The following is a 19,186-nucleotide window of genomic DNA, read 5'->3' as shown; positions in this document are numbered from 1 at the left end:
TCCTGGTCAGGTCTTGAGGTGGAAGGTGGCGTGGGTCCAGGGGGTTCGGGGGCCGGAGGCGGTGTGGTGCAGGGTGGTGGTTTCGGCCGGGGCCACGGTGAGGACGACGGAGCCAGTGGCCTGTACGGCGTTGGTCGCGTCAAGCAGCTGCCAGGTCAGGGTGGCGGCGTTGAGGTAGTTGGGCGAGGTGTTCTTCGCGTTCGCCTGCAGGGTGAGGCCGTCCGGCGTCGTGGTGAAGCGGATGTCCGTCAGCCGGACCGGGCCGGTGGTTACGTCCGGGACCAGACGGCCGGGGTCGGCCACTGGGCTCTTCGGCGCGACCCGGCCCGGCGACGGCGGCGGAGCGAGACCTGGTGTGACCGGCCCGATCACCGGTCCGGAGGTCGGGCCGGCCTGCGGACCCGCTGCCCCGGAACATCCGGAGCAGCTGATCAGCAGGAACCCGGCCACAACCGCCGTACGCCGGACTAGTGAACCCACAGGTCTCCGATTGTGGGCACGACGCGCCCGGACCGATAGACCCCTCGGGAACTCGTCATCGTGGCTTCGTACCAGTCCTTCCGGCTCAGGATCGGACCGAGATCGGCGAGCCGCAGGCGCAGCGTGGCCGGGGTGTTCAGGGCCAGCGTGCCCTGTGCCTGCACGATCGCCTGGTTGCCGACCCGCACGATCCAGTCGTCCTTCAGCCCGACGAACAGGCCCTGACTGGACAGGAACTCGGTGATCCCGACCGGCTTGCCCCGCGAGTACCCACCGGTCACCGTGAGCTGCGTCTGCCGCCCCGCCGAATCCGGCCCGAACAACCCGAGACCGCTGATATCGGCGCGCTCGTCGTACGCGACCAGCTCCACTTCCGGACCACTGCCCTGCCAATAACCGTTGCCAGCAGCAACCGACGGCTTCACCTTCCACAGGTCGACCGGGAGTCCGGTAGCCGGCGTCGATGCCTTGCCGGCCGCGTCGGCCATGGCCAGGAACCTGTACGGCGTGCTGCCGAGCGTCGGCGTCAGATCGAACTGGACCTGGCCGAGCGCGAAGTTGCCCGGCGAACCGTCGTCCTCCTGAGTCGCCTGGACCGCCAGTCGTGGCGTGGTTCCCCGCGCGACCAAAGTGTCGCCGGTGTAGACGAGAGTGAGCTTCTCCTTCGTGATGACGAACGGCTTGCTGCTCGAACTCGGCAGATACCCCGCATCACCCGGGAACGTCGCGCCTGCCAAGGGTGTTCCGGCGGGCTGGTTGACGACGATCGACGATGCCGCCGCTCCACTCGCATCCGTCGTACCGGAGGCGGTTTGGGTGCCGAGGCTGAAGTCGATCGCCTTGCCGGTCATCGGCGTACCGCTGAGACCATCGGTCAGTACGGCGCTCACCGTCGCCGGATCGGAGTAGTCGGCATTGGTCGCACCGGTGTAGGCGAGAGCGGTCGGACGGCGTTCCACCGTGTAGAAGCTCCGGATCGCGTCCGCGCTGTGTTTGCCCAGCCGCTCGACCGACGTGACGAGGCGGTACTCCCCCGGATCCAACGTGATCGCCGGGTTCGCCGTCGCCGTGCCGGTCGCGTCGGAGACCGCGGTCACCTCCATCACGCCCGTCGGAGAAGCCATCCGGAAGGTGACCTGAGCACCCGCGATCGGCGCCAGACCGTCGTCCGCATCGCGAACGGTCGCCGCGAACCCAGCCCCTTCGCCCCACGGTTGCGACAGATCACCGGTGTAGGTGACGACGGTCTGATGCAGCATGACGCGCAGCTTCAACGGACTGGTCGAGCTGATCCCGGCGGCCGTCGTACTGCGTCCGACCACGTTCACGTCGATCGTCGTCTCGGACGCGTCGGCGGCAGCGGTCACGGTGATGTTGGCCGTGCCGCCCGCACCGGCCGCGAGCGTCTTCCGCTCGGTAGTCGCCGACCAGCCGGCCGGCAACCCCTCGACGGTGAAGTCGAAGGTGTCGGTCGCTTCGCCCGTGTTCATCACCGTGAAGGACACCGGCGATGCTTCGGTCGGTACGACGTCCACCCGCCGCGGTGCCGCCTTCGTGTCGGTGGAGTCCACCAGTACGCCGGGACCCCGGACATCGAAGTACGCGCGAATCGTGGACCCGCTGCAGCCGATCGCCCGGACCGCGACGTTCGACGCCGTACCGTCTCGCCAGGACCTGTTCATGGTGCGCTGCGGAGTCCTTGTGTCACACGGATCCCAGGCGTCGGTGTCCGCGCCTGGGTAACAGGTGCCCCCGCTGCAGCCGCCCGTGGTCGTTCCGTCCGGCCGCATGATCTCGATCGGCCGGGTCGCGTCGTTGGTGGTTTCGTACATCGCGTCGTCGGAGCGCCAGATCGCCAGTCCGCTGTCGTGGACCGCCTGCTCGTAGCTGTTCGGTGTCTGCTGCCGGTTCTCCACGACGAAGTAGTCCTCGGTGCCCTTCGACGGGTCGTAGATGATGCTGTACGGCTGGTTGCCGGTGGCAGCGTTCGCGATGTCGTAGTAGCCGTCCTGGACGATCACGTTCGGCGTACCCCAGCCGAAGTGCGCCTTCTCCCAACCGTTCGGGCCGAACAGCGAGGAGTCCGGCGCGCCACACGTCGGTCCGGACAGCGCCCACGCGCCGACGCCGAATCCGTACAGATCACGCATGTGGGTCGTCTGGTGGCCGACCTCGTGAATCAGCGTCATCAGGTTCGTCAGGGTGGTGTTGAAGCTGACCGCGTGCCTGGCCAGGTTCTTCCCGTCGTAGCTGGCCGTTTCGGATCCAACGGTCGCGGCACAGTTGTCGCCGTTCGTCTCATCGGCCGGGGTGTTCGGGTCGTCGGCGATCGGGCGGCCGGTCCGGACGGTCGCGACGGTCAGCTCGAGGTCGTCGACCGTACCGTCGTTGTTGCTGTCGAAGCTCGCGAAGTTCACCGACGCGTTGAGCAGGTCGAAGACCTTGTGCCCCTCCTGGGCGCCGCTCAGCGCGGCCCACGACGCGAAGGTGCCGACGTTGATGACCGCCACTCCGTCATTCGCGGTGCCATAGCTTTCCGCGCCTGCCGTCAGCAGCAGATCGCCACCGGACATCGTCCGATACCAGTCGGCCACGCTGGGGAATCCGCCGAAGAAGCGGGTCGAAGCCCAGGCCTCGTTCGCTCCGGCGGTGTCCGGTACGTCGCTGAAGCGGATCAGCACCACCAGCAGCGGCCGGTCGCGCTGACCGCCGAGGGGGCTGTAGACCTGATCGTTGGTGCCCCACGAGGTGTTGTGAAAACTCCCCGGATGCGAGAAGTCCGGCGGTGGCGACGGGTACGGCGGCAGCGCGTGCGCCGCACCGGACTGCAGCAGTCCCCAACCCAGCAACCCCAGTAGGCCGAGCAGCAGCGCCCGGACCCCATGACGTCGTACAGACCTGAAAACCCCCATGACGAAATTCCCCCTGTGTCGATGGCATCCCTTGACCTCAGGCCCCCAGCACATCGATCGCTTGCCAGTGGACCGCTCCGGCCGCCGGCTGTCCAGATGACAGCGGGCCGGCTCCGCCAGGTCTGCCCGAAGATGCATGCCCCAGGCTCAAGTGCCCCTGAAGTTCAGGGCCGGTTTCCCGCCGGGCCGCCGCCGGTCACTCACTGGCCATCCCCCGGCCCCGGACCTGTCGACAGGGCATCCACAACCCGTCACGGACACGTCGCCGAGGGTTCATGCGCGGTGGGGAACCTCCGAAGTGTGCGAATCGTGATGGTTGCCGAGACCTTCCTGCCGCAGATCAATGGCGTGGCGAACACGGCTCGCCACGTCGCCGACCGGCTCCGCGCCCGCGGGCACGAGCTGCTCATCATCGCGCCCGGTCCGGGCCCGGACAGCTACGGCGACGTCCAGGTGATCCGGGCGCGCAGCTTCCGGACCCCGGGCTACAAAGAGTTCCCGGTCGGACTGCCGGATCCGTCGATCGAGCGGGCGATGGCCGAGTTCAAGCCCGACCTCGTGCACCTGGCCTCGCCGTTCATCATCGGCGCCTACGGGCTGCGCGCCGCGCGCCGGCTCGGACTGCCGACGGTCGCGATCTTCCAGACCGACATCGCCGGTTTCGCCCGGCAGTACCCCTGGTTCGCCGCCGCGGACCGCGGGATCTGGCGCTGGGTACGGCGGACGCACTCAAGGGCCGACCGCACCCTCGCACCTTCCACCGCGTCGGTGAACGCGCTGGTGCAGGGCGGCGTACCGCGCGTCTATCACTGGGGCCGCGGCGTGAACCTCGACCTGTTCGACCCGCGGCACCGCGACGAGAGTTGGCGCCGCGAGATCTCGCCGGACGGCAAGCCGATCGTCGGGTACGTCGGCCGCCTGGCCGCGGAGAAGAAGGTACGACGCCTTGCGGAGCTGAGCGATCTGGACTGTCAGGTCGTCATCGTCGGCGACGGACCGGACCGCGCCTCCCTGGAGCATGCGTTGCCGCAGGCAACCTTCCTCGGGATGCGTCGAGGTGCTGACCTGGCCTCGATCTTCGCCGGGCTGGACGTGTTCGTGCACACCGGTGAGCACGAGACCTTCTGCCAGACAATCCAGGAGGCGCAGGCCTCCGGCGTCGCCACGGTCGGCCCGGCCGCCGGTGGTCCGCTGGACCTGATCCACCCGGGCGTCAACGGTCTGCTCTTCGAGCCGGGCCAGTCCGGTTCGCTGCGCAGCGCCGTACAGACTCTGCTGGATCACCCGGAAGCCCGCAGCCGGATGGCGGCCAGCGGTCTCCAGCGCGTCCAGTCCCGAACCTGGCCGGCGGTCGTCGACGATCTGGTCGACCGCCACTACGCCCAGGTCCTGCGCGAAGCCGCCGCCGTACGGCGGGTCGCGTGAACGGCCTCCGGATAGCCCAGCTGGCGAACTTCGTCGGACCGACCTCAGGCGGGATGCGAACCGCGATCGAGCACATCGGTCAGGGGTACGTCGACGCGGGCGCGGACCGGATCGTCATCACCCCGGGCGAGCGGGACGCGATCGTCGAGACCGAGTTCGGCACGGTCGTCCGGGTGAAGGCGCCGAAGGTGAGCGGCGGCTACCGGCTGATCACCACGCCCTGGAACGTGATCGACGTACTGAAGAAGTTCCAGCCGACCACGGTCGAGATCTCCGACAAGTCGACCCTGCTGCCGGTCGCGCGCTGGGCCCGCAAGAACGACGTCGGCACCGTCCTGTTCAGTCACGAGCGCCTGGACGCGATGCTCGCCCTCGGCGCCGCGCGGCCCGGCCAGCTCGGCGGTCACGACGTACTGCGCCCAGGCCGGATGCTCGGCGAGGTCACCACCTACACCAGCCGCTGGACCGGCGAGAGCGTCCAGCGGCGCGCCGAAGGCGTGAAGGCCAGCCAGCTGCATGTGGTCGCCACGGTGGCCGCGCTCTACAAGATCCTCAGCCGCACGTACGACGCGGTCGTGGTGACGTCCCGGTACGCCGCGGCCGAGTTCGACGACGTGACCACGCCACTGGTGCGGATTCCGCTCGGCGTCGACCTGGAGACGTTCCACCCGTCACTCGGTCGGCCGGCCGATGACGGCGTACTGAAGCTCGTGCACGCCGGTCGGCTGTCCCGCGAGAAGAGCCCGCACCTGGCGGTCGCTACGGCGGCCGAGCTGCACCGGCGCGGGGTGAAGCTGCAGATGGATGTCTACGGCACCGGTCCGCACCTCGACGAGCTGCTGGAGATCGCGGGCTCGGCGCCGATCACCTTCCACGGGTACGTCGATGGTCGTCACAAACTGGCCACGCACCTGGCCGAGGCGGATATCGCCCTCTCGGTCTGCCCAGGCGAGACGTTCGGCCTCGCCGTACTGGAGGCTCTGGCCGCCGGCACGCCGGTGGTCACCGCGAACACCGGCGGCGCTCGCGAGCTGGTCGACGAGACCTGCGGCCGTTGGGGCCAAGCCAACCCGGCCGCGCTGGCGGACGCCGTACTGCAGCTGGGGCAGGTCCCCAATCGCCGAGCCGCCGCCCGCCGCCGGGCCGAGCTCTACGACTGGGACACCTGCATCCGCCACATGCTCGCCCTCCACACCCGCCTCGCCCAATCCCGCCTCGCCGCCTGACCCACAACGTCCGAAGGACCAGCGAGCGTGGTCTCCGGATCTTCGGACGTTACGTGGGCGCTACTCATAACGTCCGATGGACCAGCGAGCGTGGTCTCCGGATCTTCGGACGTTAGGTGAGGTGGTCGTAGTCGCCGCGGGTCCAGGCGGCGTGGCGATCGGCAGAACGCCGTACGACGGCCTTGGCGTCGACCGGGATGATCGAGCCGAAGTTGTTGTAGAGCCGGTCGAACTCGTACGGGTCGAGTGCGCGCGTGACCCGGTCGACGACCGCTCCGGACAGCGGGATGCGGTTCGGGTAGCTGCGCATGAAGCTCACCGAGGTGCGGTCCGGGTTGGCGAAGATCGTGTCGCCGGACAGGATCACACCCTTGCCCTCGGCACCATCCGCCCAGTGCACGACCGCGCTGCCGGGGAAATGACCGCCAGGCTGGAGAACGGTCACTCCGGGCAACGGGCTGAGTACGCCGGTCCAAGGCCGGATCACCGGGTCCTGCCGGGCCACCCACTGGGCATCCGGCTCCGACACGTAGACCGGGACATCGCCCAGCCGGTGGCTCCACTCGACCTGGACGCCGTACATGTGCGGGTGGCTGGCAACGATCGCGACCACCTCACCGAGCTCTCGGAGCCGGGCGACCGCGTCGTCGTCCACATAGCCGATCGGGTCCCACAGCAGGTTGCCCTCGGCGGTCGTCACCAGCATCGACTGCTGCCCGATCCCCACCGGCGGCTTCGACGTGACGCCGTACAGGCCTGGCTCGACCGGCTCGATGACCACCTCGGTCCCGCCTGCGGCCAGCTCCTCGAGCGTCGTCCAGTGCTGGCCGTCGGCCGGCACCCACTGCCGCTCGTCGGCACAGATCGCGCAGACCTCCACCTGTTCGGAGTGCTCGACCGCACAGGTTGCACAGATCCAGAAACTCACCGTGATCTCCCCTCCATCAGCTTGTGATCCGGACTCTCGGCGTTCAAGCCCAGTTGAAGTCAAGAACACGACAGGGTCACCGGTCGAGGGCCACTGGAGACCTGGTTGCCGGGGCCAATTGAGGGCGGCCTACGACACGCGGGAGAGCGATGTCACACCTGTCAGGACAAAAGCGCCGCGGCAGCAGGACTACCATCGAACCCGGCCGGGTTTCGCCGGGCCGAGCCGATCGCGGCAGCCGCACCGGCTCTCTTTTCCGAGATCCGATCGGAGGATCGGTTTGCCCAGCAAACCAGCCGGCACGCTCTACCGTGGCCGGGAGGGCATGTGGTCATGGGTCGCGCACCGGATCACCGGCGTGGGAATCTTCTTCTTCCTGCTCGTGCATGTGCTCGACACAGCTCTGGTCCGGGTGTCGCCGGAGGCCTACAACGAGGTCATCGGCACCTACAAGAACCCGATCGTCGGCCTCATGGAGGTCGGACTGGTCGGAGCCATCCTGTTCCACGCGTTCAACGGCATCCGGCTGATCCTGGTCGACTTCTGGGCCAAGGGCCCGCGGAACCAGCGCAAGCTGATGATCGGCGTCGGCGTGATCTGGGTCGTCCTCTTCGTGCCGTTCGTGATCCGGCACCTGACGCACGTCTTCGGAGGCTGACGAGATGAGCGACATCGCGGCTCCGCGGTCGAGCACCCGTTCCCGTTCGCTGAAGGGCGGCGGCCGGAACCGATCGGGCCAGACCAACTTCGAGCTCTACAGCTGGCTGTTCATGCGGCTGTCCGGGCTCGCACTGGTCGTCCTGGTCCTCGGCCACCTGTTCGTGAACCTGATGCTCGGCGGCGGGATCACCGCCCTCGACTTCGCCTTCGTGGCCGGCAAGTGGGCCAACCCGCTCTGGCAGGTCTGGGACCTGCTGATGCTGTGGCTGGCGATGCTGCACGGCACCAACGGGATGCGCACGATCATCAACGACTACGCCGAGAAGGACCAGACGCGGTTCTGGCTGAAGGCACTGCTGATCACGGCCTCGATCGTGGTCGTCGTCCTCGGCACCCTGGTCATCTTCACCTTCGATCCCTGCCTCGACCCCAGCAGCACGCTGTCGGTCTGCAAGTAAGGACAGCTCTCAATGCAGCGGCATCAGTACGACGTCGTCATCGTCGGCGCCGGTGGAGCCGGGATGCGCGCGGCCCTGGAGTCCAGCAAGCGGACCCGGACCGCCGTACTCACCAAGCTCTACCCGACCCGGTCGCACACCGGCGCGGCCCAGGGCGGCATGTGCGCCGCGCTGGCCAACGTCGAGGAGGACAACTGGGAGTGGCACACCTTCGACACGGTCAAGGGTGGTGACTTCCTGGTCGACCAGGACGCGGCCGAGGTGATGTGCCGCGAGGCCGTCGACGCGGTCCTCGACCTGGAGAAGATGGGCCTGCCGTTCAACCGGACCGCCGAGGGCAAGATCGACCAGCGGTTCTTCGGCGGCCACACCCGCAACCACGGCGAGGCCGTCGTACGGCGTTCCTGCTTCGCCGCGGACCGGACCGGTCACATGATCCTGCAGACGCTCTACCAGCAGTGCATCAAGCAGAACGTCGAGTTCTTCAACGAGTTCTACGTTCTCGACCTGCTGATGGTCGGCGGGCGCGCGACCGGCGTGGTCGCCTACGAGCTGGCCACCGGTGAGCTGCACATCTTCAGCGCCAAGTCGATCGTGTTCGCCTCCGGCGGGTTCGGCAAGGTCTTCCGGACCACGTCCAACGCGCACACCCTGACCGGCGACGGCATGGGCATCGTCTGGCGCAAGGGCCTGCCGCTGGAGGACATGGAGTTCTTCCAGTTCCACCCGACCGGTCTGGCCGGCCTCGGCGTACTGCTGTCGGAGGCTGCCCGCGGTGAGGGCGGCATCCTGCGCAACTCGGACAACGAACGCTTCATGGAGCGCTACGCGCCGACCGTGAAGGACCTGGCGCCCCGCGACATGGTGGCCCGCGCGATGGCCAACGAGGTCCGCGAAGGCCGCGGCTGCGGTCCGGACAAGGCGTACGTGATGCTCGACCTGACCCACCTCGAGCCCGCGCACATCGACGCCAAGCTGCCCGACATCACCGAGTTCGCCCGCACCTACCTGGGCGTCGAGCCGTACACCGAGCAGATCCCGGTCTTCCCGACCGCGCACTACGCGATGGGCGGCATCCCGACCAACATCAAGGGCGAGGCGCTGGCCAACAACGACGACGTGATCCCCGGCCTGTACGCCGCGGGTGAGGTCGCCTGCGTCTCCGTGCACGGCGCGAACCGCCTCGGCACGAACTCGCTGCTCGACATCAACGTCTTCGGCCGGCGGGCCGGCATCGCCGCCGCCGAGTACGCCGCGACCGCCGTTTTCGAGGAGCTTCCGGAGGCCCCGGAGACCTTCGTGGTCGACCTGATCGAGGGCATGCGGAACGCCGAAGGCACCGAGCGGGTGGCGGCGATCCGGACCGATCTGCAGGCCACCATGGACATCAACGCGCAGGTCTACCGGACCGAGGGCTCGCTGAAGCAGGCGCTCACCGATATCGAGGGCCTGAAGCAACGATTCGCCCAGGTATCGGTGCAGGACAAGGGCAAACGGTTCAACACCGACCTGCTGGAGGCCGTCGAGCTGGGCTTCCTGCTCGACCTGGCCGAGGTCCTGGTCGTCTCCGCACTGGCCCGCAAGGAGTCCCGCGGCGGTCACTTCCGCGAGGACTACGACAAGCGCGACGACGTGAACTTCATGCGGCACACGATGGCCTACCGGTCCGTGGACGACGAAGGCAACGTCAACATCCGGCTGGACTACAAGCCGGTCGTCCAGACTCGCTACAAGCCGATGGAGCGGAAGTACTGATGGACGTCAAGGTCAAGATCCTTCGGTACAACCCCGAGGTGCTCGACGAGTCCGAGTGGAAGACCTACTCGGTCACTCTGCTGCCCGGCGACCGGGTCCTGGACGCGCTGCACAAGATCAAGTGGGAGCAGGACGGCACCCTGACCTTCCGCCGCTCCTGCGCGCACGGCGTCTGCGGTTCGGACGCGATGCGGATCAACGGCCGCAACCGGCTGGCCTGCAAGACGCTGATCAAGGACCTGAACCCGGACAAGGAGATCACCGTCGAGCCCATCAAGGGCCTGCCGGTGCTCAAGGACCTGGTCGTCGACATGGAGCCGTTCTTCGACGCGTACCGCTCGATCATGCCGTTCCTGGTCACCAGCGGCCACGAGCCGACCCGCGAGCGGATCCAGTCCCAGGCCGACCGGGAACGCTTCGACGACACCACGAAGTGCATCCTCTGCGCCGCGTGTACCACGTCCTGCCCGGTCTTCTGGTCCGACGGCCAGTACTTCGGCCCCCAGGCCATCGTCGGCGCGCACCGCTTCATCTTCGACAGCCGCGACGAAGGCACCGAACAGCGCCTCGAGATCCTGAACGACAAGGAAGGCGTCTGGCGCTGCCGGACCACCTTCAACTGCACCGACGCCTGCCCCCGCGGCATCGAGGTCACCAAGGCCATCCAGGAAGTCAAGCGAGCCCTGATCTTCCGCCGCGTCTGACCACGCCTTTCCCCCAGCCTCTGCCCACCCCCCGGGCAGAGGCTGTCCCCTTTCCCCCGCCCCTCCCACCCCGCGCCCAATGGTGGGTCGGCCGCTCTTTGTGCACGGGATCCAGCTTTGGGCACCCACCAACCACTTCCCCGCCCCGAAAATGACTGGTGGGTTCTCAAAGATGCGGCTTGTGCACAAGGGTGCGGTGGCTGCTCTTTGGGCGCGAGGGCGGGGAGTGGGCGAGTTGGAGGGGTCAGGCGAGGTGGTGGGTTTGGGCTAGGTGGAGGAGGGCGGCGCCGGCGGCTTGCATGGGTTGGTGGTGGACGTAGTCGTTGATCGTGTCGGCGGTGAAGGGTTGGGGGGTCAGGACGCGGCCTTCGTCGTTCGCGTCGACCAGGCCGGCGAACAGTTGGTCGAAGAGGGGTGCGTCGATCGACAGGACGGTCAGTAGGTCGGTCGCGAAGGTGAGTGGGTCGACTCCGAGGCCGACGCAGTACGCGCGGACCGATCCATCGTCCAGCCCCGCGGACAGACGTGCCGCGAACGGCCACTCGTCGTACTCGATCGGTACGTTCTCGCTGCCGTAGTCCTCCGACTCGCCGAGGAGCTCTTCGGCCAGCTCGCGAACGACGTTTCGCCAGAGCGAGAAGTCGTGTCGCTCGTTCCACGGGGCGTCCGCGCTCGGCTGGAAGATGCCGACGGGCACGACCTGGTAGAGGCCGCCGGCGTGTCCGACCTTCGCCGGATCGCGCCAGTGCAGAAAGAACGTGGACTGCCCGGTACGGCGATCCGCGCGGATGGTGAGCGTGCTGATCGCGACGTTCGTCGGCCGGTTCGACACATCCCACGGATCGCCGATGGCAGCTCGGAGGCCTCCCGCTTGGGCCGCATACTCATGAGCTGCGGCTTCTCCGGTATTGATGCTGTCGAAGTACGTGCCGCGGCCAAAGCGCAGTACGGGATGTGCTCCAGCCAGGTCCGCCGACAGCAACCGATAGGTCGGCCGGTCCTCGAACACAGCCGGTGGCGCCAATTCCCGCATCGCCTCCGCGTACGACGCGAAACCGGGCGGCAGGGATTCCAGGCCAACACCTGTCACTCCGGTGAAGACCGCACCGGGGTCGAACTCGAGGCCGACCGACGTCAGCGGGATCGGCTCGGCGGGGATCCAGGACGCCGGCGCGAGCAACGGCGTACCGGCCACGCGACGCTCCACCGGATACCCATCAGCCGCCTCGACGGCCAGCCGATACCGGTTCTCGACGAGCTGACGCCGTACCTCGAGCCACATGGGGTGAATGCTCTCATTGCGGGCCGACTGTGATCTGGGCCACATTCGGCAACCTGGTCCTACCCGCTGGGAGTCGTGCGGGCAGAGGCTAGGAGCTGACTGGGGGTCGCGATGGAAAGCCTGCGTGAGGTGTACGACGGCTGCTACCGCCGCCTGGTCGGTCAGCTCTACGGCCTGTGCGGCAACCTGACCGAAGCCGAGGACGCCGTCCAGGAAGCCTTCGTCCGGGCGATCGAGAAACCACACCGATTCGCCCAGGTCGACAACCCCGAAGCCTGGCTCCGGATGGTCGCCGTGAACATCGCCCGCAGCCGCTTCCGCCGTACCAGCACCTTTCACCGCATCATCAGCCGGACCGGCCCGCCTCCGGACTCCGTCCCCGGCCTGTCGCCCGACCATGTCGCCCTCGTCGAGGCCCTCCGCCGCCTCCCCTGGGACCAACGCGAAGCCATCACCCTGCACCACATCGTCGACCTCCCGGTCCGCGAGATCGCCGCCCAACTAGGCATCCCCGAGGGAACCGTGAAAGCCCGCCTCGCCCGCGGCCGAGCCCGCCTGGCACCCCTGATGCAGGTCTTCACCGAGGAGGTGGACCATGTCTGACCTCAAGGACCTCGCCTTCACCGTCCAGCAATCTGTGGACGTCCCGCCCTTCGAATCCCTCACCCGCCGAGCCACCCACCGTCGCAACCGCCGCCGGGTCTCCGTCGCGGCTACCGTCTCCGCGGTCGTGGCCGCCGTGCTGATCGTCGGAACGCTTTCGGGCGGAAGCTCCCGGACACTTCCGATCGCGCCGCAGCCGACTGTGTCGATGTCGGATCGCGACGGCGAGGTGCTGGTCAACAACCCCAACTCCAACGTGGAGTCCTTCGCGGCGACCGACAGCACCCACTGGGCCGCGGCCTGGGTGCGCTGTCCGAACAACGACTGCGCGAGCGCGGCTGTGCTGAGCTCGAACGGCAGGAAGGCGTACACCCCAGTGCGCTCGGGCAGCTGGGCGACTTTGGTGGCAGACAAGGAGCCGATCGCGGTCTACGGCCCCAATGTGCCTGCGCCCGTAGGGGACGATGACCCGCCCGGCGACGGCTTGCTGGTACGCCTTACCGACCAGGGGCCGGTGCGGACCGCCTTGCGTTATCTGCCGCCGACTCGAACCTGGGAGGAGGGTGAGCTGGTCACCGACAAGGTCATGCCAGGTGTGCTCGTCGTTCTCAACCTGAAGAAGTCGACCTTGCGGCGGTTGGACCTTCCCGGCTCTGCTGATGGATCAACGGCGTCGCGGTCGCCGATTCAGGACAGCACCGGACGATGGTGGTTCCTCGGCGGCCGCGGGCCGGACAGGATGCTCTGGACCGATGACCGCGGGAAGTCTTGGCACCACGAAGTACTCGACCCGAACCATGCAGGCACTTGGCTCGCGGTCAGCGGGAACGGCCGGACCGTTGTGGCGACGTCCACGTCGGCGATGACCGGCGACAACTGGCTGCAACGACTTGAGATGCTGAAGGTCTCGACGGATGCCGGAGCGAGCTGGCGCACGGTCTCCGGTCTCCCGTACGCCATCGACGGCAACGCGGCCGCACTGGACGACGGCACCGTGCTCCTGCCCGGCCAGCAGCTCGACGAGCATCGCACCTCGCTGTACACCATCTCCGGAGGCCAGGTTCGAGCGAAGGATTCCGGGCCACAGTTCCTGGACGGCTTCGCAGGTGGGCCGGGCCTCTTGTACGGCGTCGTGGCCGCCCAGCCGGCGGGAGCGATGGATCAGGTGGCGCTCAGCACGGATCGCGGGAAGAGCTGGGACTACCTGGAACCGCGTTAGGCGCTCAGTAGTTGGGCGAGTTGCATCGCCACGTAGAACGACCGTAAGAGGGCTGTGGCGGGTGGGGCTTCGGCTTCGGCGGGGAAGGTTGTGAAGCCGATGGCTCGGAGGGCTTGGTGGCGGCGGGCTAGTTCGGTGGTGAAGGCGCCGGCGGAGGTGGCTCCGGTGCCTCGTTCGGCTTGGCGGAGTAGCCAATGGCGTAGGTCCAGGAGGGGGCGTGGGGGTGCGGGGGCGGGGTTGGGTGGCTCGGGGATGGGTGGAGTGGAGCGGAGGTTGTCGGCGGGGGCGAAGTGGAGGGGGACGACTGCGCTGCCGGGTGGGGCGGTGGGGTGGAGGAGGCTCAGGGGCTCGGCGATTGGGCCGTTGGGGGTTCGGGTGAGTCTGGCGACGATGCGGGTGCCAGGCTCGGGTGGGGCCAGGGATTCGAGGTGGGCGATTGCTTGCCGGGTCTCGGCGGCGTAGCGAATGCGTAGTGGAAGCATGTGGCCTTCGGCGTCGGCGACTGGCCAGTCGAGGTACTGCTGGGGCTCATTGAAGTAGGGCGTGCCGAAGTCGGAGGGTGCGAGCACGAGCCAGGGACGCGCCGGACCGTCCTGGTCCAGCAGACTGGTCGGCTCCGGTACGGCGAGATCGGCCCAGCTCGTCAGCACCGGGATCGCGGCCGCCAGCTCGGCGCCTGACAGGTCTTCGGACATGGCATGCGTGCTGTCCACGCCGGACAGTCGGCCGTTCGCAGTGATGCGGGCGTTGGTCAGCCGGACCCGCGCACCAGTCGCCTCGGCCGGACTCCCGAGGCCGCTCCAAGGTCCGGGCATGCTGTAGCGCCCGCGCGGATCGAACAGAACACCGGCCGGTCGCGTATCCGTCCAGGTCACAAACTCCTGGGCGTCCACGGACCACAGCACCATCGTCAGTCCGGCGTACCCAGATGCGGTCCGCCACGGCACCGCACCGACGCCGATGAGCTCTTGCCGTCCAGCCACATCGAACCGCCCGCGCGCAGTCCCGACCAGGCGCGGCACATCACCGATCGACGCCAGCGCGGTCACCAGCGCGTACGTCGTTGCGAGCTGCTCCAACAGGCGTTCCTCGTCAGCCTGCGCCGACCGTGCCAGAGCCCACTCGATCTGCCCGGTCATCCCGCGGAGCATGCCGGCGAGGCGGTAGTACTCCGCGCCTTGGGCCGAGACGGTCAGCGTTTCGTACCGTTGCCGCAGCGACTCCGACAGATGCGCGACGCCGAGGCCGACCGTGTCACCCACCAACTGTTCGACGGCCGCACGAACTGCCGTCCGCCGATCCACGGCTCCTGGCGCAGGCCCAGCAGCTTCGCGGCGCCGTACGGGCTCGAGGTCGATCCCGTTCGCGCGCTGATACGCCAGTACGACGGCCACCTGGTACCGCTCGGCGTTCGGCAGCTTGACGTCGGGAACGAGCCCCGCGATCCCACCGCCCATCGAGTGGAAGGTCACCCGCGGACTCGTCAGCGAGAGCAGCAGATGCCGGCCGTGCTCGACCCGAAAACCCTCGTCGCCGAGATCCTCGACGTACTCCCGGGCCCAGCGATAGACCGCCGTCCCCGCGAAACCCCTCAGTTCTCCAGGGGCCAAGGGCAACAAATCTGCGCCAGGCACCGCTTCGTCGACACCAGTCTCGGCGCCGATCCAGAGACCGGCGGCGAGGATGTGCTGGCAGACCGTCCCGCTCGGGCACGTGCAGGTCGCCGTAGCCGGCCCGGCCGCGCCGAACCCGACCGTCTCCACCCCAACCTTGACCGTCAGCAGTTCAGGGCCTTCGGCAACAATCTCCGGACTGACCCGCTCGAGATCCTTCCGCGCCCGGCGGAGCAACCCGCGGGACGCGAGCGCGGCCCAGGCATCATCGTCGTACCTCTGCAGGACGTCGCGGATCGTCATCCGGTCACCTCGACCAGCCACGAGGCCAGCTGCCCCGGCGTCAGCGCGGCGATCTCCATCCCCTCGTCGGCCAGTTGCCCGGCCATGACCTTGTCGTACGCCGGTGCCGCCTCCCCGTCGAGTGCTGCCAGCCCGAGCAGCTTCACCCGAGCTGCGGCCAGCTCGCGGACCGCACGGATCAGGTTGGAAGGCGGGCCGCCCTCGCAGAAGTCGGTGACTAGGACGAGGACGGTACGCAACGGGTTCTCGACGAGCTGGGCGCAGTAGCGGACGGCTTGCGCGATGTCGGTGCCGCCACCGAGCTGGACCCGCATCAGGATGTCGACCGGATCGTCGGCGTGCTCCGACAGATCGACGACCGAGGTGTCGAAGACGACCAGCCGGATCCGGAACGCCGGCAGCCCGGACAGGATGCCGGCCATCACCGCGCTGTGGATCACGGAACCGACCATGCTGCCGCTCTGGTCGACGCACACGATGATGTCCCACGGCAGTCGACGGGCGTTGCGCTGGAAGAACAGCACCTCGGCGAGGACGAGCCGTTGTCCTTCCGGATCGTAGTTCCGCAGGTTGCGCCGGATGGTCCCGCGCGGGTCGAAGTTGGCGGCGATCGCGAGCGGCGAGTGCCGGTGCTGGTTCAGCCGGCCGGCCATCGCAGCGCGCACCTCCATCTCCAAGCGGCGGCGCAGCTCGTCGATCACCTGCTGGATGATCCGCCGAGCCACAGCCAGGGTCTCCTCCCCCATGTGGCCCTTCAGCGCGAGCAACGTCTTCAGCAGGCCGATGTCGGGTTCGAGCCGCTCCAACAGCTCTGGATCCGTGACGAGCTCAGTCAGCCCGTAGCGGTCGAGGGCGTGCCGCTCGACGATCTCCACGGTCTCCCGCGGGAACAGCTCGCGCACCTCGGACAGCCACGTGACCAACGCCGGTGCCGACGGGCCACTCCCGCCTGACCCCAGCCCCGACATACCGCCACCAGCTCCTCCGGCGCCTCCTCCAGCCCCACCGCCGCCAGCGCCAGGGCCGCCCGCACCCTGGCCGTTCCCACCGGGCTCGCGGACGCCGCGACCGCCGTACTCCCGGCCATAGAGGTAGTCGAGCGCAGCCTCCATCCGCGCCTGCTCGCTCCCGGCGGGAGCCTCGCCCAGTTGGCCCTTCGCGTAGCGCCCCAACACCAGCCGCCACCGCTCCAGCTCCGCACTCACGACGCCTCACCGCCCCACGCCGCGAGACCGTCACGAGCGAGCAATGTTAGTGCCTGCTCTGAGACAGCCAGATGCCGATCGACTTCCTCAGCAGTCGCACCGCCGGTCGTCAGCGGCCCGAATTCCGTCAGCCCCTTCAGCGTCGCCACGACCTTCGCCACCCGATCCGTCTCAACCGGTGTCAGGTCCGCGAACGCCAGCCTCAGCTCGGGCAGATGCCGCACGAACGTCGCCCGATCCCACTCCGTCAGCCGCCGATCCAGCTCAGCCAGCAGCCGCTCCTCCTGCCAGGCCGCCTCCCGCGCAGTCAGCAGCACACCGGCCAGAAACGCGACTCCGTCCTCCGCAGGCATGCCTCCGGCCAAGTGACCAGTCACCCGACCGACCACCTCAGCAGCCCCGGCCCGGCCGGCAGAGTACGCGATCCCGGTCGCCGCACCGCGCACGAACACCATGCCGTGCCCGGCCGAAACGTGGTCGATGAGCTCCCAGAAGAGGCCGGCGTCCAGCCCGTGGCCGGTCCCGGAGACCACCAGATCGCGCAGCCGAACCAGCGCCTCCGCAGTCGGCTTGGCCTCACCGTTCAGCTGGCGCCCCAAATACAGCGCTCGCTCGTACGTCGTTCGCACCAGCGCGACCAGGTCATCCCCGAGCGAGCGCGCCTCGAGCGGCTCGAGCGCCTCCCAGAGCAACGCCAACTGCGTCACCGTCGTGGCCACCCCGGGGAACGAGGCGTCCGCCCCGACCCGCTCCCGGACCAGCTCCAGCGTCTCGCCTACCTGCTCGTGGAGGCCGAGCACACAGGCCTGGATGAGCAGCGCGGCCGCCTTCGGCGCACCAAGATTCGTCGTACGGCGGGTGGCCAGCAGCTCGGCGAATCGGGTGGCGACCGCGGTCGGCACGGTCGATCCGTAGACCGATGCCTCGACCAACGCGCCTTCGACCACCGGCGACCAGGCGTAGTCCCATTTCTCGTGCAGCCTGCCCAGGCCGGAGCCGTGCACGAAGTTGGGTCCCGCGGTCCGGATCGCCACTGATGAGCCGAGCAACGTCAGACCGTGCAGCAGCCGCGAGGTCTCGCGGTGCGCCGCGCTCCGGTAGAGGTCGAGCGAGACGCTCTGCCGACCGGGCTCATCGATCCGCAACCGTTGACCTCGGAGCCGTCGCCGGGCGTCCTCAACGAGCGGTGTCAGGCCGGCGCCGGGTGGCAGCTCACCCATCGCGTCGCCGGTCAACGTCAACCGGCAGGCGGCCTTGATCAGGAGCCCTTCGATCTCGATATCGCCTTTGACGAAACAGCTCTGCACCGCGTCCAGCAAGTCGCTGCGCAGCGGCGCCGGCCGCTCCCGCAAGGTCGCGAGCCGCACCGCCTGCTCGAACGCCGCAGCAACGGAAGGCAGCGGCAACGGGATCTGATGGCGGTCCCGCAGCTCGGAACTGATGTCCAGCAACGCGGTCAGCGTCGCGGCGACCCGCGGATGCTGATCGGTCGGCGGATCGATGAGGTTCTGCCAGAGGCGTTGATGCCAGGCGGGCGATGTCATCCCCGCGCCATACCCATTCAGCCGCTCGAGCCGCTCGAACGTGTACCGAATGAGCGCGGAGTCCCCGGTCACACCCTTGACGTCAATGACCGGCCGCTCCACGGCACCGGCGAGCAGCTCCGGCAGGACTACCCCGTGAAAGCCACCGACCACCACGAGCACCGGCCCATCGGACGGGCCACGGGCCGCTAGCGCCTCGCGAATCTGCCACGCCATCTCGGCTTCCCGCAGCGTCGTCCCGTCGGCGGCGAGCTCGGTCTCGCTCTGGTCCGCGCGCGCCAGCAGACAGTACGCCGCCATCCGTGCAATCTGCTCGGCCGGATCCATTACCCCGGCATCCGACTCGAAGAGCAGCTCCCAGAGATCCTCGTCATCGCTACAACCCAGGCGCTTCGCCAAGAGCTCCAGACTTCGGCTGTGCCGGAAGTGCCGCTCGTCGAGCAGGGACAGACCTTCCGAGCGTTCCCCCGGCTTCCCGTCCTCCACCAACTGCTGCTCGGAGAGATCGAGGTCGATGAACCGGCTCGGGATGCCTGCAGCCGCTGCCTCGCGCAGCGCCACGAGCTCCGGCGAGTAGTCGCAGAACGGGAAATACGCCGCCCAGCGATCGGCTCCGCGCGAGGCATAGCTGTAGACCGCCAACGGCATCCGCGCCTTCTCGTGCGTCAGCAGCGGGATCAACGGCGTGAACGCGCGCGGTCCCTCCACCAGTACGGCGCTGGGCCGCCGGTCGCGCATCAACCGCCGTACAAGCAGTGCGCAGGCAGGGCTGTGATGCCGCACGGGCACGACGATCAGCTCGTCGCGCACCAGGGTCGCGGCGAGCTCACGCACCTCCTCGGTGGTCAACGTGGGGCTGGGCATCCTGG

At 68.4% G+C, this 19,186-nt stretch carries 15 protein-coding genes; 8 read left to right on the top strand and 7 right to left on the bottom strand.

What is annotated here, in order from left to right:
- Positions 1–6: 6 nt before the first annotated feature.
- Together OG474_RS24465 and OG474_RS24460 are read right to left on the bottom strand one after the other, a co-directional pair.
- Positions 7–480: a hypothetical protein gene (locus OG474_RS24465; RefSeq protein ID WP_405055883.1), complete on the bottom strand. Its 474-nt coding sequence runs from the start codon at positions 478–480 to the stop codon at positions 7–9.
- Entirely contained in the window at positions 468–3,392 is a 2,925-nt protein-coding gene (locus OG474_RS24460; RefSeq protein WP_405055882.1) for a hypothetical protein, read from the bottom strand. The genes OG474_RS24465 and OG474_RS24460 overlap by 13 nt, the downstream gene beginning before the upstream one ends.
- A gap of 300 nt (positions 3,393–3,692) precedes the next feature.
- Here OG474_RS24460 and OG474_RS24455 point away from each other — a divergent pair, with 300 nt between their 5' ends.
- On the top strand, positions 3,693–4,817 hold the full coding sequence (locus tag OG474_RS24455) for a glycosyltransferase family 4 protein (protein WP_405055881.1): 1,125 nt from the start codon (positions 3,693–3,695) through the stop codon (positions 4,815–4,817).
- Complete coding sequence (locus OG474_RS24450) at positions 4,814–6,043, top strand: glycosyltransferase (RefSeq protein ID WP_405055880.1); 1,230 nt, start codon at positions 4,814–4,816, stop codon at positions 6,041–6,043. Before OG474_RS24455 ends, OG474_RS24450 begins: the two co-directional genes overlap by 4 nt.
- A 112-nt stretch (positions 6,044–6,155) precedes the next feature.
- Here OG474_RS24450 and OG474_RS24445 read toward each other — a convergent pair whose 3' ends face one another.
- Positions 6,156–6,971 (bottom strand): hydrolase, encoded by an 816-nt coding sequence (locus tag OG474_RS24445; RefSeq protein ID WP_405055879.1) that lies wholly within the window; start codon positions 6,969–6,971, stop codon positions 6,156–6,158.
- Positions 6,972–7,296: 325 nt separating this feature from the next.
- Between OG474_RS24445 and sdhC the strand changes: the two genes are divergently transcribed.
- The 4 genes from sdhC to OG474_RS24425 are packed head-to-tail and all read left to right on the top strand — an operon-like array spanning position 7,297 to position 10,548.
- Positions 7,297–7,629: a succinate dehydrogenase, cytochrome b556 subunit gene (gene sdhC / locus OG474_RS24440; RefSeq protein ID WP_380106187.1), complete on the top strand. Its 333-nt coding sequence runs from the start codon at positions 7,297–7,299 to the stop codon at positions 7,627–7,629.
- A gap of 4 nt (positions 7,630–7,633) precedes the next feature.
- The gene (locus OG474_RS24435) at positions 7,634–8,089 is read left to right on the top strand and encodes a succinate dehydrogenase hydrophobic membrane anchor subunit (protein WP_132173142.1); all 456 of its coding nucleotides are present in this window, start codon (positions 7,634–7,636) and stop codon (positions 8,087–8,089) included.
- A gap of 12 nt (positions 8,090–8,101) precedes the next feature.
- The gene (gene sdhA, locus OG474_RS24430; RefSeq protein ID WP_405055878.1) at positions 8,102–9,844 is read left to right on the top strand and encodes a succinate dehydrogenase flavoprotein subunit; all 1,743 of its coding nucleotides are present in this window, start codon (positions 8,102–8,104) and stop codon (positions 9,842–9,844) included.
- Positions 9,844–10,548, top strand: a complete 705-nt coding sequence (locus tag OG474_RS24425; protein WP_405055877.1) for a succinate dehydrogenase iron-sulfur subunit — start codon at positions 9,844–9,846, stop codon at positions 10,546–10,548. The genes sdhA and OG474_RS24425 overlap by 1 nt, the downstream gene beginning before the upstream one ends.
- 244 nt (positions 10,549–10,792) lie before the next feature.
- On the opposite strand, the gene OG474_RS24420 is transcribed toward OG474_RS24425, so the two are convergent.
- Positions 10,793–11,830 carry a hypothetical protein gene (locus OG474_RS24420; protein WP_405055876.1) on the bottom strand — a complete coding sequence of 346 codons (1,038 nt, stop codon included), beginning with the start codon at positions 11,828–11,830 and terminating at the stop codon, positions 10,793–10,795.
- A 111-nt stretch (positions 11,831–11,941) separates the two neighbouring features.
- On the opposite strand from OG474_RS24420, the gene OG474_RS24415 reads away from it, so the two are divergent.
- Together OG474_RS24415 and OG474_RS24410 are read left to right on the top strand one after the other, a co-directional pair.
- On the top strand, positions 11,942–12,433 hold the full coding sequence (locus OG474_RS24415) for an RNA polymerase sigma factor (RefSeq protein ID WP_405055875.1): 492 nt from the start codon (positions 11,942–11,944) through the stop codon (positions 12,431–12,433).
- Positions 12,426–13,652, top strand: a complete 1,227-nt coding sequence (locus OG474_RS24410; RefSeq protein WP_405055874.1) for a hypothetical protein — start codon at positions 12,426–12,428, stop codon at positions 13,650–13,652. The genes OG474_RS24415 and OG474_RS24410 overlap by 8 nt, the downstream gene beginning before the upstream one ends.
- Here OG474_RS24410 and OG474_RS24405 read toward each other — a convergent pair.
- From OG474_RS24405 to OG474_RS24395, 3 genes are read right to left on the bottom strand one after another with little or no spacing between them, the layout of a single operon-like run.
- Positions 13,649–15,568: an SWIM zinc finger family protein gene (locus OG474_RS24405; RefSeq protein ID WP_405055873.1), complete on the bottom strand. Its 1,920-nt coding sequence runs from the start codon at positions 15,566–15,568 to the stop codon at positions 13,649–13,651. The two genes, OG474_RS24410 and OG474_RS24405, sit on opposite strands and share 4 nt — an antisense overlap.
- Positions 15,565–16,773, bottom strand: a complete 1,209-nt coding sequence (locus OG474_RS24400; protein WP_405055872.1) for a VWA domain-containing protein — start codon at positions 16,771–16,773, stop codon at positions 15,565–15,567. The genes OG474_RS24405 and OG474_RS24400 overlap by 4 nt, the downstream gene beginning before the upstream one ends.
- Positions 16,770–19,181 carry a DUF5682 family protein gene (locus OG474_RS24395; protein ID WP_405055871.1) on the bottom strand — a complete coding sequence of 804 codons (2,412 nt, stop codon included), beginning with the start codon at positions 19,179–19,181 and terminating at the stop codon, positions 16,770–16,772. The genes OG474_RS24400 and OG474_RS24395 overlap by 4 nt, the downstream gene beginning before the upstream one ends.
- Positions 19,182–19,186: the final 5 nt, after the last annotated feature.

This window comes from Kribbella sp. NBC_01505 (assembly GCF_045040285.1).
In the GTDB taxonomy this organism is placed as follows: domain Bacteria; phylum Actinomycetota; class Actinomycetes; order Propionibacteriales; family Kribbellaceae; genus Kribbella.
Note: the sequence above shows the minus strand (reverse complement) of the source record. Positions and strands in the feature narration are given on the sequence as shown.

What these genes read in the sequence shown, in the direction of transcription:
- sdhA (WP_405055878.1), top strand. Translation starts at nt 8,102, where the DNA reads ATGCAGCGGCATCAGTACGACGTCGTCATCGTCGGCGCCGGTGGAGCC.
- OG474_RS24395 (WP_405055871.1), bottom strand. Translation starts at nt 19,181, where the DNA reads ATGCCCAGCCCCACGTTGACCACCGAGGAGGTGCGTGAGCTCGCCGCG.
- OG474_RS24460 (WP_405055882.1), bottom strand. Translation starts at nt 3,392, where the DNA reads ATGGGGGTTTTCAGGTCTGTACGACGTCATGGGGTCCGGGCGCTGCTG.
- sdhC (WP_380106187.1), top strand. Translation starts at nt 7,297, where the DNA reads ATGTGGTCATGGGTCGCGCACCGGATCACCGGCGTGGGAATCTTCTTC.
- OG474_RS24405 (WP_405055873.1), bottom strand. Translation starts at nt 15,568, where the DNA reads ATGACGATCCGCGACGTCCTGCAGAGGTACGACGATGATGCCTGGGCC.
- OG474_RS24435 (WP_132173142.1), top strand. Translation starts at nt 7,634, where the DNA reads ATGAGCGACATCGCGGCTCCGCGGTCGAGCACCCGTTCCCGTTCGCTG.
- OG474_RS24420 (WP_405055876.1), bottom strand. Translation starts at nt 11,830, where the DNA reads ATGTGGCTCGAGGTACGGCGTCAGCTCGTCGAGAACCGGTATCGGCTG.
- OG474_RS24410 (WP_405055874.1), top strand. Translation starts at nt 12,426, where the DNA reads ATGTCTGACCTCAAGGACCTCGCCTTCACCGTCCAGCAATCTGTGGAC.
- OG474_RS24425 (WP_405055877.1), top strand. Translation starts at nt 9,844, where the DNA reads ATGGACGTCAAGGTCAAGATCCTTCGGTACAACCCCGAGGTGCTCGAC.
- OG474_RS24415 (WP_405055875.1), top strand. Translation starts at nt 11,942, where the DNA reads ATGGAAAGCCTGCGTGAGGTGTACGACGGCTGCTACCGCCGCCTGGTC.